A 13,391-nucleotide genomic window follows, 5' to 3' on the forward strand; every position below is an offset into this window, starting at 1 on the left:
CTCCTTTTGAAGAAAGGAACGGCACGATTGTGCACGTTCCCTCTTGTCTTGATGCCTGCTTAATTTGATGGTTTACGGCGAATGAGGAAGAACGCCCCCACTGCACCTCCGGCTAAGATGAGACTTGCCATCATCCCAGCAAATGCTTCATATGACATACCTAATGGACCGGCTGTGCCTCCCATACCTGTTTTCGGCATCTCATTTGGCATGTTGGATTTGAACATGTCAGGATGCTGATCGACAATAGCTGATGCGACATCTTGACCAACCATGAACATATGGCCGTATGCTTCTCTGACAGTCGGGTACAGCTGATCATATTCACCATGATGATAAGACGTGTACGTTTTGATGAGCTCATCAATATGGGTTTTCAACCCAGCTTCTAAGTCAGCCGCCTTCAATCGTCCATCTGTTGCTTGATCTAAAAATTTTGCTTGTTTCATACGGTAAGCATCTAAATCTTTGACAGCCTTTTCTTTTGCCTGCTCGTCTCCTGATGCATCCGCTTTAACATAATCAACTAAATATCCGATATGACTTGACCAGATCGTTTTAAATTGTTTTCCTGCATCTTTTCCATAAACAGAAGCGATCGCATCTGATAAATCATTTGTATTTTCATTTAAGGCTGCTGCCGCTTGGTCAAAGTCCTTGCTGCCATCATTCCCTTTTTGCATAGCCACTACCGCGAGTGCCAAATGCTCTGAGAACAAGTAGTTTAAATCCTCACGAAGATCTGCCGCTGGAGTATCGACTGATTTTTGATCAAATTTCCCAGGAAATTGATCTGTAATCGCCCATGATACACCTTTACCTACTTCAAACATATGATGAATGGATTTTCTGACCGTTTCATAGGTTGTATCAAAATCCTTTTCTGTGTAACTGTCAAAAGCTTTTAGCAGTTCATTGACGTGCATCTTTAACCCTTCTTCAAGTTCACTTGCTTTCAATCTTCCACCTGTTGCTTTATCAAGCATATCAGCTTGTTTCATGCGGTATTGATCAAGCTCTTTGACCGCTTTCTTTTTACCTGCTTCATCTTTTTTCGCTGTCGCTTGTACATAATCAACGAAGTAGCCGATATGGCTTGACCAAATCTCTTTGAATTGTTTCCCTGCTTTTTTTCCATACACAGAGGCGATCGCATCTGATAGATCATTCGTGTTTTCATTTAACGCTGCGGCTGCTTGATCAAAATCTTTACTGCCGTCAATTCCCTTTTGCATCGTGATCACTGCTAAATAAGCATGCTCTGAGAAGAGCTGATCAAGCGCTGCGCGAAGATCCGTTGCTTTATTTGACACCTCTTGTGATGATGACGACTTTTTTGCATCCCCATGCATATGTCCTTCGTGTGCACTTGCCATTTGAGCAGTTGGTAATAATAATGCTGCACTAAGCGGGATCGTTAAAAATGCTTTTTTCATTTTCATCTGTTTTGCCTCCTCTTTCCGTTTGTTATGTACTTAACGGAGAGAGAAGTGAAATGGATCATTCACAAAGCATATTTTTTTGTTTCATTCATTTCATAAAAAAAAAGCCGGATTACCCGGCTGATACGTTACGACTTTTGGATGCTTTTCGTTCTTTGTATATTTTCCTCACCACTGGATAAATCACTGGTGCCCATTTGACAATTTGTTTCAGCCACTTTTTCATTTTCTCCCGCGCCTCCTTATTGTCATTCTTACAAGACGATTCCCGATCTTGTCATGAAATAAACAGGTGCGGGAGAGCAGGAATTAAATGACGCCTTGCGCGATCATGGCATCTGCCACTTTGCGAAATCCTGCAATATTTGCGCCTACCATTAAGTTTCCAGCGTATCCGTATTCTTCAGCTGTCTCAGTACACTGACGATAAATCGACTGCATCATTTGTTTCAACTGACCATCTACTTCTTCAAAAGTCCAAGACATTCTCGCACTGTTTTGCGCCATTTCTAACGCCGAAACACCCACTCCCCCAGCATTTGCTGCTTTTGCTGGTGCAAACAAAATATCATGTTGTTCAAATACTTTGACGGCCTCAAGTGTGGACGGCATATTGGCCCCTTCTCCTACAGCGATGACACCGTTTGCCACTAGCTGCTGTGCTTGCGACTCTGAAATTTCATTTTGTGTCGCACATGGCAGCGCAATGTCACAAGGGAGAGACCAAATTTGTTCGCAATCTTCAATCAATTCAGCATGCGGGTGAATGTCTATGTAGGCACTAATTCGCTGGTTATCGACTTCCTTCAGCTGCTTCACTGTCTCAAGTGAAATGCCTTGAGGGTCGTAAATGGCTCCGCTTGAATCACTACAAGCCACAACCTTTCCGCCTAATTCCAATACTTTTTCCATCGCATAAATCGATACATTTCCTGACCCAGACACAACAACAGATCGTCCTTCAAATTGCATTCCGTGGGCTTTTAACATTTCTTCCATAAAGTACACCAGTCCATAGCCGGTCGCTTCTTTTCTTGCTAAACTGCCTCCGAAGCTAGGGCTCTTTCCTGTCAGGACACCTGCTTCATACGCACCACGCATTTTTTTGTACTGGCCGAACATATAGCCAATTTCGCGTGCGCCTACCCCAATATCTCCTGCCGGTACATCTTGATCAGGTCCAATATAACGACTGAGTTCACTCATAAAGCTTTGAACAAAACGCATGATTTCTCCATCAGATTTCTCTTTAGGGTCAAAATCTGATCCACCTTTTCCTCCGCCGATCGGCAAACCTGTCAGTGCGTTTTTAAAGATTTGTTCAAATCCTAAAAACTTGATGATGCTGGCATTGACCGATGGGTGGAAACGAATGCCCCCCTTATAAGGACCGATGGCACTATTAAATTGAACCCTGAATCCTCTGTTCACCTGTACTTTGCCTTCATCGTCTACCCACGGTACACGAAACATCACAAGCCGCTCAGGCTCAATTAAGCGTTCTAAGATCCCCTGTTTTTCATACTCTGGGTGTTTTGCAAAAACCGAGACGAGGGATTCCAGAATTTCTTTCACGGCTTGCTGGAATTCCGCCTCGCCTGGATTCCGTTTTTCTACATCCTCTAGCACACGGTGGATGTAGCTTTGTGCTGTTTGTGCTGCTCGATCTAAGGTCAACATGTCTCATCTGCCTCCTTGTCAATATCTCACTCTTTGGTTGTTAGATTTTCTAACGCATATTGAGATTAATTTAACACCATTTGTAAAAACTGATCAATATTGATAACAGATGAAAACGATGCCGAAATGAGATAGATCAAGCAGAATCACCTTCCGTCATGAAAATGACCCGCTCAAAGAATGACTATCGTGCTAGAAATGACGAACTGGGCGTTCAACATCCCGCTTTCTTTGACACATTCATGAAACTTTCATTGTTTCTAGATGATGATCATTCAAAAAAAAGGTCAAAAGTTTTACAACGTCTTTCAATCTTTCCTGAGCTTTTCTCCTCTTTTACGATCAGGTAAGACAACACACAGCCAATATAAAATAGAAGAAGATGGGAAGTTGATTAATCCAATGATGCCCCAGAACCATTTATAACGCCCTCTTTTCTTAGCATCCATAAATAAGAGAAATCCTTGTGCAAACAGTAACGGTAATGCGCACAATAAGATGATCATTTCCGTCTGACTCATAAGGAGGACCCTCCTTTAATATGTTGGTATTCCTTGATGCCGACAACCACACAGAGTGGCACGCTCACCACTTGGAGAAGAATGAAGATGATGGGCAAATGAGTAATGGCAGCTGCAAAAAGTGTCATGATGGTCAGACTGACGATGATGTACGCCAGCACTTCTTGTTTAAAACGTTTTTTCTCTTTTTCCTTTGCCTGCTTTAGCATCAACATCAAAGCTTGTTCACTCGGCTTTTCTACTTCGATTTGTTCATCGAGCTCCTGCAGCCCCTCTTTTAAACGATCGGCGAAACGATCTTCTTTCATCAGTCCCACTCCTTTCGAATTTTCTTGATCCCATGATGAACCCTCGATTTCACCGTACCTTCTCTCACCCCGAGCATCGAAGCGATTTCAGGGTAAGTAAAGCCATAATAGTAATGGAGAAGGATCGGTGCTCTCTCCTGAGCCTTTAACTCATTTAGAGCATCCCACATGTCATGCCAAGTATGGCCTTTTTGCTGAACATCCCATTTGAACCGGCGGATGGCTTCTTGATTCGCCTTTCCTTCTCTCTTTTGTTCACGTTTTCTTTTCTTTTGATGATCTAAAAATTGTCTAGATGCAATGGACATGAGCCATGTTGAAAATAATGAATCTCCTCTAAAAGAAGAAAGTTTCATGTACGCTTTGAGCATCGTTTCTTGCATGATCTCCTCTGTCAGCTCTTGTTGAAGGGTCAATTTCATCAAATAACGGTAAAGAAACGAATAATGATGCCGATAAAGGGCGGTAAATGCGGCATCATCCCCCTGTTTTGCCCGCTTGATCCATAAAGTCTCCTCGGTCTGCTCCAAACACGTCCCTCCTTCCTTTCTATCTCTTATTGATTAGACGACACCGGTGATCGCATCGTTTAAAATAGACCTTCTTTTTTTAATTGGAGCCTTTTCTACCTGCTATTTAGCGCATGGATCTATTTGATATCCATTTTTTTCTTATGTAATGATTATGACATGTCTTTGTCTCTAACAAAATGACGCTTTCGTAATCATCTTGATTTTCCTTGAAAAGAAGAACGTCCTTTTCATAATCACTAGGTTACCCCAATACCTATCGTCAATGATCCTTGTCTCATGTAGATAAATTGAAATAATCATTGCCTTAGTTTCCTTGAAAATCGTGGAATACTTCGTTCCAATTCTTAGCCGATGATACCTTTTTGCGTGCTATGCTCTTCCTACATTCCGAAAGAGGCGATGCTGGCGAAGGAAGGAGGAGCGGTTGAATCGCAGCTTATTTTGGAAACGTTTACATTAAAACAAAATATAGAATGGAGATGTTCATGTTGAAGAAAAAAGTTCCAATGTTAGCTGGTGTGTTAGCGGTTGGTCTCGTGACTTCATTATTTGCGCCAAATGGGGAGGCAAAAGCAGCAACGAAATATCCAGAAAGCCCTTCGATTATGGCCAATTTTAATCAGCAAGGATTCTCCACATTAAATGGCGGTACAACAGGCGGTGAAGGCGGTAAAACGGTGACGGTGAAAACCGGAAATGAACTATTAGCTGCCCTCAAAAGCAAAGGAACAAATGAAAAATTGAAAATCGTGGTAGACGGAACGATTACTCCTTCTAATACTTCGGCCAATAAAATTGATGTGAAAGATACAAACAATGTCTCCATCGTCGGTAAAGGGAAAAACGGCGAATTTAATGGGATTGGTATTAAAGTATGGCGTGCCAATAACGTCATCATCCGCAACCTCAAAATCCATCACAGCAAAATCGGTGACAAAGATGCCATCGGAATCGAAGGTGGCTCTAAAAACGTATGGGTCGACCATAATGAACTTTACAACACTTTGAACTCTGGGAAAGATGACTATGATGGGTTATTCGATGTGAAAAATGACTCCGATTACATTACGTTCTCATGGAACTATGTCCATGACAGCTGGAAAACAATGCTGATGGGCAGCTCCGATAACGATAACTACAACAGAAAAATCACATTCCACAACAACCGCTTTGAAAACTTGAACTCTCGTGTACCGTCTATGCGCTACGGAGAAGGTCATGTGTATAACAACTACTACAAAGGCATCCATACAACTGCGATTAACTCTCGTATGGGCGCAAAAATGAGAATTGAGCACAACGTATTTGAAAATACAAACAATGCCATTGGCAGCTGGGACAGCCGTCAAGTCGGTACATGGCATGTCATCAACAACTCATATATTAACAGCACAGGTAGCCTGCCAACGTCTTCAACAGGTACGTACAACCCTCCTTATAACTACTCTTTGCTTAACGTGAACAATGTGAAATCAGAAGTTGTATCAAATGCGGGTGTAGGAAAAGTAAATCCTTAAACTCAAAAAAACGTTCGGGCAGAAATCTTCTGTCCGAACGTTCTTGTCATACATTTTTTACACGTTCGAAAATGGACGATCCATTTCATACAGCTTTTGATAACGCACATTTTCTTTCAGCAAATCATGATGGTGCCCTTCCATCTCAATACGTCCACCTTCAATAAACATCATACGGTCACATGCCTCACAGCCAGTGAGATGATGGGTGATCCAAATGACTGTTTTTCCTTTTAACACACGGAAGATTGTTTCAAGCAATTCACGCTCTGTGCGTGGATCAAGCCCGACGGTTGGCTCATCTAATACAACAATCGGTGTGTTTTGCAGCAAAATCCGTGCTAGAGCCATACGCTGTCTTTCTCCACCAGAGAAACGAACCCCTGTCTCTTGTACACCTGTGTGATAACCTTCTGGCAAAGACTCAATGTAATCGTGCAGCTGCACTTGCCGCGCGGCTTCTTTTACTTGCTCTTCTGTCGCTTCTGGAGAACCTAAGCGAATGTTGTTTAAAACAGACGTATCGAATAAATAGGGCTGTTGATTGAGCACAGACACATAAGAGGATATCTCCTCTTGAATGCTTTGTACCGGTTTCCCCTGAATGCTGACAACCCCTTGATTTGGCACGACTGCCCCTTCTAACAGTTTTAAAATGGTCGATTTGCCTGCACCGCTTTTTCCTAAAAGAGCGAGCGATTCACCTTGCTTCAGGGAAAACGAAAAATGCTTTAGTACATGTTGATCTACTTCATATCCGAAGGTGACTTGATCAAAACAGACCGCTTCAACGCCATCAGAGACGGGTGTCTCGTCTGCTGCCTTCCTCTCCACTAATCCTTCATACGACCGCTCTTCATAATGATTTAATCTGCTGACGGCATGCTGATAAACAGGAATATCGCCTGCTGCATCTGACAGCGGAAGAAAGGCTTCTGTTAATGGAAACAGCACAAGCACAAAGGCTGCGATGAGCGTGTGTGGCATAGAACCAGCCTGAACGACTGAGCCGCTCCAATACACAACAAGGACGACTGCTCCTCCAATGACTAGCTGTGCTAAAAATTGGCGCAGACGGATAAACCGGTGCTTTGCCGATTCGAGTGCTAATAGCTTTGCTTCTTTTCGTTCATAGCCCTCAACAAAATCGTTCTGTCTGCCGCTAAACAACCAGTCACTCACCCCCATGACAGCATCCGTTAAATGGCTGTACAGTTCATTTCTGCCTTTCTTCATTTGAATTTGTCGCGCCCGGTTCACAAGTACTGTGATATATGGGAATACAAATACGAGCAGCGCCATATAAAGCAGCATCAACCCGGCAAAAGGCCATGAAAAAAGCCCAAGTGCTCCAATCGAAGCGGCATATAAAAGCAGCGCACCGATGGATGGAAAAATTGTTTTTAAATACGCATCCTGTAATCTCTCCACATCTTCTGATAACAGCCCAAGCATTTCACCTGTTCCAAGCTTAGTCTGTTTGGCACTTCGTTCAGCCATATCATAAAGACGTACCCGCATTTTTTCAATCATCGTCAAAATGAGCTGATGACTCGCCAGTCTCTCCGCATAACGAGCCGCTGAGCGTGAAATACCAAAGGTACGTACTGCCACGATTGGGACATAGACCATCAAAATATTCTCAGGTCTTGTGGCAGCTTTTGAAATGAGGAACCCTGACGTATACATGAGCATAGAAGCAGAAAACACCGCAATCGCCCCTAAAAAAAGCACCAAGGCAAACAGCTTTTGATTCTCCTTGATATAAGGTATAAACCAGCCTTTACTGACCATGTGTGACCGCCCCCATTTGTTCCTGTACCAATTGATAGTACACACCTTTTCTTTCCATTAATGATTCATGAGTCCCCATCTCTGCAATCGTCCCATGATCCATCACAATGATTTCATCCATATCCGTCATCCAATGAAGTCTGTGTGTAGCTAAAAACACAAGTTTATCTTCAAACAATGGAAGCATTGTTTTCTTCAATTCATACTCTGTCTCAATATCCAGATGAGCCGTTGGTTCATCTAACAGCATAATGGATCGCTGGCCGAGCACTGTGCGAGCGAGTGCAATCCGCTGCGCTTGTCCACCGCTCAGTCCTCTGCCCTGTTCGCCAATGACCTCATCCAGTCCATTGGGGAGATCAGCTACGAGCTGAGACAAACCTGCCTCTTGCACCGCTCTTTCAACGTCTTCATCTGTTGCATTCGGTTCATAAAAACGAATGTTTTCTCTCAGTGTCATGTGAAATAAATAAGGATGCTGCGGCATATAAACAACTTCTTTTTGCCATGCCGCCAGCTGTAAATGAGCAAGCGGCTTTCCGTTTAGGATGATTTCACCTGCAGACGGTTCAACAAAACCGCCGAGGACATCCGTTAACGTCGATTTCCCCGAACCACTGGCACCGATGATCCCAATCTTTTTCTTTCCTTTCACAGTGAGGTCCACATCCTGAATCGAATAAGGAGCATGTTCATCATGCAACACACTGACATCTTGCAGTATGAGCTCAGATTGCTCATTCCACTCGTTCAGCTGCACGGATTGTGTCTCCTGCTCTCGGAAGCCCTTTTCCTCTAAAATCACTTGAATCGCCTCATTCGCTTCTTTACCGTTTAACGTCGCATGATAATCATTTCCCACTTCACGGACTGGCAAGAAATATTCTGGCGCAAGCATCAGTGCGGTCAAAGCGGGCAATAACAAAAGATCTCCCTCAATTAAGCGCAAGCCGAGAAATACAGCGACAGTCGCAATGGACAGCATTGAAAAGAAATCGAGAGCAAAAGATGAAAGAAAGGCGACTTTCAGTGTGCTCATCGTCGCCTTTCGATAACGCTTTGAGACCTCTCCAATATTGCGAGAATGCTTTTTGCTAATCCCTAAGTAGCGAAGCGTTTCAAGGCCACGGAGAGAATCAGTAAAATGATTGGATAATTTCTCATACGATCTCCATTGTTTGGCCGCTTTACGCTGAGCGACAAGTCCTAGCAAAATCATAAAAACAATTAAAATCGGCAGCGTGACAATGAGAATGACAGCAGATGTTTCATCTAATGTCCAAACATAGACAAGCACCATCACCGGAATAACTGCCATGTTCACCATTTTCGGCAAAAACAGCTGTAAATACTGACGATATTGGGCAATGCCCTCCATCGCCAATGTCACAAGCTTTCCTGTTCCTTTTTTCTTCGTGAAAGCTGGCCCTAAACGGAACAGCTGGTCCAGCAGCTGCTTTCTCACGTCTGCTCCAATTCGGGAAGAATAGGTGAACATGACCTTCTCCCGCATCAAGGTGAGACCGTGCCGCACCAGAAAGGCAGCAAGAAACAGCAAGACATAAGGCGTTGCCTGCATGAGGCTCTTCCCGTCAAACAGCGTTGTTATGGCATGTGCCAGCCACTGTGCTTGAAAAATAATACTTGCTCCTTGGATGATTGACACAATACCTAAGAGGGCAAGAAGCCCCCTCATTCCTTTTAGTTGAAGCAAACGTTTATCCATTAGTAAGTCATTGGCTCCTTACCGCTTACACGTTTACGGAAGACATAGTAGCTCCAGATTTGATACCCAAGCACAAAAGGTAGCAAAGAAATGGCAACAATCGTCATGACCGTCAGTGAATAAGATCCTGATGCAGCGTTTTGAATGGTGAGGTCGAATGCATGGTTGATCGAACTAATCATGACACGCGGGAATAATGCTGTGAAAAGCATGGTCACCGTCACCATAATACCTGCACCTGTGAATAAAAATGTCCATCCATCACGCTCTTTTCTCATAAAGAATAGAGCCGCTACATAACAAACCACAATGAGTACAGTTAAAGGGATTGTGATGATCGGACGCACGGTATAAATGTCTGTTTCAAGAATAGACACACCAACAAATAGAACAAGAACTGGTAGTGCAATCAATAAAACACGCTGACCGAGCTTTCTTGCACGATTTCTTAAATCACCCTCAGTGCGGAGTGTGACGAAAATCAATCCATGCAGGAGGCAAAGCACCGTCACGGCTACCCCGCCGATCACTGAATAAAGATTCACAAAGTCTGTAAATCCAGCGTACATATTCATATCTTGATCAATTGGCATTCCTCGTAACATACTTGTGAATAGCACTCCGAGTAAAAATGGCGGAAGCAGACTGCCAAAGAAGATGATCCAGTCCCACGTTTTGATCCATGAAGCCTTCTCGACCTTCCCTCTAAATTCAAAGGCGACCCCCCGCCCAATGAGCGCTAATAGGAGAATCGTAAATGGAATATAGTATCCGCTGAACATCGTAGCGTACCAGTGAGGAAAAGCGGCGAAAATAGCCCCGCCAGCTGTAATCAGCCAGACCTCATTCGCATCCCAGAAAGGGCCAATCGTATTGATTAAAATGCGGCGCTCATGTGCATCTTTTCCAAGCAGCTGCATGGACATCCCGACACCAAAATCAAATCCTTCTAAGAAGAAAAATCCAACAAACAATACTGCGACAAGAATAAACCAAATCTCGTTAAGATATGCCATGATATGCGCCTCCATCAAATGGATCTGTAGACAGGTCCGTTTCATCCTTTTGATCTGTATTCTCTTCAGAATGTGCACCTTTTTTAATTTCTCGAATGAATAAGTAGGCAAGCACGATGGCAAGAATCAGATAAATGGTCGTAAAGCTAATGACTGAGAATAGCAACATGCCGTACGATACGTTTGGTGAAATGGATTGTGCGGTTGTCATCATACCAAAGACTGTCCACGGCTGACGCCCAATTTCCGTCATGATCCAGCCCGCTGAGTTTGCAATAAACGGGAACGCAATCATCCATACCATGAAGCGTAAATACCATTTGTTTGATTCTAGTTTTTTTCTAAAGCTCAAATACAAACCAATCATACTAGCAAAAATCATCAACATGCCGGCACCCACCATGATTCTAAAGCTCCAGAAGGTTGTTTTGACTGGAGGAATGTAATCTCCAGGACCAAACTTTGCTTCATATTCTTTTTGAAGGGTCAGCATGCCTGGCACATCTCCACTAAACTTCGAATAGGCCAAGTAACTTAAAGCAAACGGAATATTGATCTCCGCAGAGTTTTCTTTTTTATCTGTATCAATGTTGGCAAATAGTGTCCAAGCCGCTGGATCTCCACTATCCTTCCAAAGGGCTTCACTTGCTGCCATCTTCATCGGCTGTGATTCCATTAAATGCTTCGCTTGATCATGTCCAGAGAACGCCACACCTAAGCCAGAAATGAAAGCAAGCACCATGGCAATCTGGAAAGATTTTTTGAAAAAGGTCACTTCTTGTTTTTTGATCATTTTATAGGCACTGACACCCGCAATAAAGAAAGCACCGGTTGCCAATGCACCAAACAGAACGTGCGGGAACTCTACCCAAAGTTGCGGATTTGTCACGAGCGCCCCAAAGTCATTCATTTCTGCACGGCCATTTTTAATCACAAATCCAACTGGCTCCTGCATAAATGAGTTGGCGAGTAAAATCCAAAACGCCGAAAAGATCGTACCAAGAGAAACGAGCCAAATACATAACAAATGAATTTTTTTCGGTAGACGGTCCCAGCCGAATATCCAAAGACCAATAAAGGTCGATTCAAGGAAAAAGGCCAATAGCGCTTCAATGGCAAGCGGTGCACCAAAGACATCACCGACAAACCTTGAATAATCTGACCAGTTCATCCCAAACTGGAATTCTTGCAGAATCCCTGTCACCACACCTACTGCAAAGTTAATTAAGAAAAGGTGACCCCAAAATTTTGCCATCTTTTTATAGATGTCTTTTTTCTTCACCACATAAAGGGTTTGCATCAATGCAACGATAAATACCAAACCTATAGACATAGGAACAAAAATAAAATGAAATAATGTCGTTGAGGCAAATTGAAATCTTGCTAAAAACAGCTCACTCACAGCCTTACATCCTCCCTTACTTTCGCATGCCGAATGATTCGAGATATTTATGCTCACCATTTCACAAAAAGTTCACTATTTGTTCAATGATTCACAAGTGAAAGTCCATTTGATATAGTTCACTCGGTGAAATTTTACTCTTGATTTTCATTCGGTTAGTTATTTATACCTGTACTTTACACCCATGCGCTTCAAAAATAAAGTAAATTTTACCTAAAATTTGGATAGGATTGTGTCAGTTGTTTGAATACTTTGTCAAAAATATGTGACGGAAAGAGACAATCACAAAAAAAATAGCGCTGCTTCTTCGCTGCAGCGCTTTTGAATATTTAGGCTTTTTTCTGTAAAGCGGGTCTTGTGACTTGCACTTCATAGTACGTAATTTTGTTTTTTAACAGGCCTTCAGGTTTCGCCTTTCCATGAGCATGCGCATCACCAAATGCCTGAGATTTTGTCCAATTCACAAAGTCTTCTTTTCGATTCCAGCGGGTGTGAATGGTCACTTCATCGTAATCAGTTGTCTGCTGAGTGACCCATACTTCCATTCCTAAAAAGCCTTCCATAAATTCTACTTGTCCCTGCTTGTTAAACCGTTTAACAAGGTGGTCGGCACTGCCTTTTTCTACTCTTACTTGGTTGTTTACAATAATCATGTTTGGTTCATCTCCCTTTTGTTGTTGAATGGAGGCGATTGGGATAATGAGTGGATGCTCACCGTCTAAGTGAACCTCTGCCTGAATCCCAAAGACCTCCTTGAAAAAGTCTTCTGTTAACACTTCTTTTGGTGAGCCAATTTGATGCACCTGACCTCGCTTCATAGCAATGAGGCGGTCACAATATTTTGCGGCCTGCTGCAAGTCATGGAGAACCATTAAAATGGTGATGCCATGTGTTTGATTCAGCTGTTTGAGCAGCTCCAGTAATTCAAGCTGATGCGCAATGTCTAAATAAGTGGTTGGCTCATCGAGAATGATGGTTTCTGTCTTCTGAGCCAGTGCCATTGCAATATATGCCTTTTGTCTTTCTCCGCCTGACAATGTATGAAGCATTCTGTTTTCATTGGTGCGGCTATTCGTCACCTCAAGCGCCCACTCAATCGCTTCATGATCTGACGTACTGCTTTTTTTCCAGATGGAACGATGCGGACTGCGTCCAAGTGCGACCAGCTCACGTACTGTCATCGATGGAATGGCGGTTCTTGTTTGCATGAGAACCGCCACCTCCTTGGCGATCTCCTGTGCCGTCATCTCTTTTTGCGGGATGTCGTGAATGTAAATCATGCCGCTTTCGATTGAGGTCAGTCGTGCGGCCGCTTTGATAAAAGTCGACTTACCTGACCCATTCGGGCCAATGATTCCGGTTACACTCCCTTTAGGAACAGCTGCTGAAATGGAAGACAGCCGAAAGCCGCCTTGACTGAGACTCACGTCATCCATTGCAATGACATCCATC

At 43.2% G+C, this 13,391-nt stretch carries 12 protein-coding genes; 1 reads left to right on the forward strand and 11 read right to left on the reverse strand.

Features of this window, described 5'->3' with window-relative positions:
* Positions 1 to 59: 59 nt before the first annotated feature.
* From NSQ17_RS18410 to sigY, 6 genes are all read right to left on the reverse strand, one after another.
* Positions 60 to 1,442, reverse strand: coding sequence for a hypothetical protein (locus NSQ17_RS18410; RefSeq protein ID WP_019743488.1), 1,383 nt, complete (start codon positions 1,440 to 1,442; stop codon positions 60 to 62).
* A 112-nt stretch (positions 1,443 to 1,554) separates the two neighbouring features.
* A complete protein-coding gene (locus tag NSQ17_RS18415) occupies positions 1,555 to 1,668 on the reverse strand; it encodes a hypothetical protein (protein WP_008345567.1) in 114 nt (37 codons plus the stop codon).
* A gap of 83 nt (positions 1,669 to 1,751) precedes the next feature.
* Positions 1,752 to 3,122 carry an NADP-specific glutamate dehydrogenase gene (gene gdhA, locus NSQ17_RS18420; protein ID WP_342467671.1) on the reverse strand — a complete coding sequence of 457 codons (1,371 nt, stop codon included), beginning with the start codon at positions 3,120 to 3,122 and terminating at the stop codon, positions 1,752 to 1,754.
* 308 nt (positions 3,123 to 3,430) lie between these two features.
* Entirely contained in the window at positions 3,431 to 3,643 is a 213-nt protein-coding gene (locus NSQ17_RS18425; protein ID WP_008345569.1) for a hypothetical protein, read from the reverse strand.
* Entirely contained in the window at positions 3,640 to 3,951 is a 312-nt protein-coding gene (locus tag NSQ17_RS18430) for a YxlC family protein (protein ID WP_045033786.1), read from the reverse strand. The genes NSQ17_RS18425 and NSQ17_RS18430 overlap by 4 nt, the downstream gene beginning before the upstream one ends.
* Positions 3,951 to 4,481, reverse strand: coding sequence for an RNA polymerase sigma factor SigY (sigY, locus tag NSQ17_RS18435; RefSeq protein WP_041507977.1), 531 nt, complete (start codon positions 4,479 to 4,481; stop codon positions 3,951 to 3,953). The genes NSQ17_RS18430 and sigY overlap by 1 nt, the downstream gene beginning before the upstream one ends.
* Before the next feature lie 488 nt (positions 4,482 to 4,969).
* On the opposite strand from sigY, the gene NSQ17_RS18440 reads away from it, so the two are divergent.
* Entirely contained in the window at positions 4,970 to 6,001 is a 1,032-nt protein-coding gene (locus tag NSQ17_RS18440; protein ID WP_034647690.1) for a pectate lyase, read from the forward strand.
* 57 nt (positions 6,002 to 6,058) lie between these two features.
* Here the strand turns inward: NSQ17_RS18440 and cydC are convergent, their stop codons facing one another.
* The 5 genes from cydC to isdG all read right to left on the reverse strand — a co-directional run bounded on the left by cydC (position 6,059) and on the right by isdG (position 13,390).
* Complete coding sequence (gene cydC, locus NSQ17_RS18445; protein ID WP_342467672.1) at positions 6,059 to 7,795, reverse strand: thiol reductant ABC exporter subunit CydC; 1,737 nt, start codon at positions 7,793 to 7,795, stop codon at positions 6,059 to 6,061.
* Positions 7,785 to 9,521 carry a thiol reductant ABC exporter subunit CydD gene (gene cydD / locus NSQ17_RS18450; RefSeq protein WP_342467673.1) on the reverse strand — a complete coding sequence of 579 codons (1,737 nt, stop codon included), beginning with the start codon at positions 9,519 to 9,521 and terminating at the stop codon, positions 7,785 to 7,787. The genes cydC and cydD overlap by 11 nt, the downstream gene beginning before the upstream one ends.
* Positions 9,521 to 10,537 carry a cytochrome d ubiquinol oxidase subunit II gene (gene cydB / locus NSQ17_RS18455; protein ID WP_024719518.1) on the reverse strand — a complete coding sequence of 339 codons (1,017 nt, stop codon included), beginning with the start codon at positions 10,535 to 10,537 and terminating at the stop codon, positions 9,521 to 9,523. Before cydB ends, cydD begins: the two co-directional genes overlap by 1 nt.
* Positions 10,524 to 11,939 (reverse strand): cytochrome ubiquinol oxidase subunit I, encoded by a 1,416-nt coding sequence (locus tag NSQ17_RS18460; RefSeq protein ID WP_058213460.1) that lies wholly within the window; start codon positions 11,937 to 11,939, stop codon positions 10,524 to 10,526. The genes cydB and NSQ17_RS18460 overlap by 14 nt, the downstream gene beginning before the upstream one ends.
* A 329-nt stretch (positions 11,940 to 12,268) precedes the next feature.
* Positions 12,269 to 13,390: a heme oxygenase gene (gene isdG / locus NSQ17_RS18465; RefSeq protein WP_041507982.1), complete on the reverse strand. Its 1,122-nt coding sequence runs from the start codon at positions 13,388 to 13,390 to the stop codon at positions 12,269 to 12,271.
* Position 13,391: the final 1 nt, after the last annotated feature.

The sequence above is a fragment of the Bacillus sp. FSL W8-0629 genome (genome assembly GCF_038593225.1).
Classification (GTDB): domain Bacteria; phylum Bacillota; class Bacilli; order Bacillales; family Bacillaceae; genus Bacillus; species Bacillus altitudinis.

What these genes read in the sequence shown, in the direction of transcription:
- NSQ17_RS18410 (WP_019743488.1), bottom strand. Translation starts at nt 1,442, where the DNA reads ATGAAAATGAAAAAAGCATTTTTAACGATCCCGCTTAGTGCAGCATTA.
- NSQ17_RS18415 (WP_008345567.1), bottom strand. Translation starts at nt 1,668, where the DNA reads ATGAAAAAGTGGCTGAAACAAATTGTCAAATGGGCACCAGTGATTTAT.
- gdhA (WP_342467671.1), bottom strand. Translation starts at nt 3,122, where the DNA reads ATGTTGACCTTAGATCGAGCAGCACAAACAGCACAAAGCTACATCCAC.
- NSQ17_RS18425 (WP_008345569.1), bottom strand. Translation starts at nt 3,643, where the DNA reads ATGAGTCAGACGGAAATGATCATCTTATTGTGCGCATTACCGTTACTG.
- NSQ17_RS18430 (WP_045033786.1), bottom strand. Translation starts at nt 3,951, where the DNA reads ATGAAAGAAGATCGTTTCGCCGATCGTTTAAAAGAGGGGCTGCAGGAG.
- NSQ17_RS18440 (WP_034647690.1), top strand. Translation starts at nt 4,970, where the DNA reads ATGTTGAAGAAAAAAGTTCCAATGTTAGCTGGTGTGTTAGCGGTTGGT.
- cydC (WP_342467672.1), bottom strand. Translation starts at nt 7,795, where the DNA reads ATGGTCAGTAAAGGCTGGTTTATACCTTATATCAAGGAGAATCAAAAG.
- cydD (WP_342467673.1), bottom strand. Translation starts at nt 9,521, where the DNA reads ATGGATAAACGTTTGCTTCAACTAAAAGGAATGAGGGGGCTTCTTGCC.
- cydB (WP_024719518.1), bottom strand. Translation starts at nt 10,537, where the DNA reads ATGGCATATCTTAACGAGATTTGGTTTATTCTTGTCGCAGTATTGTTT.
- isdG (WP_041507982.1), bottom strand. Translation starts at nt 13,390, where the DNA reads ATGGATGTCATTGCAATGGATGACGTGAGTCTCAGTCAAGGCGGCTTT.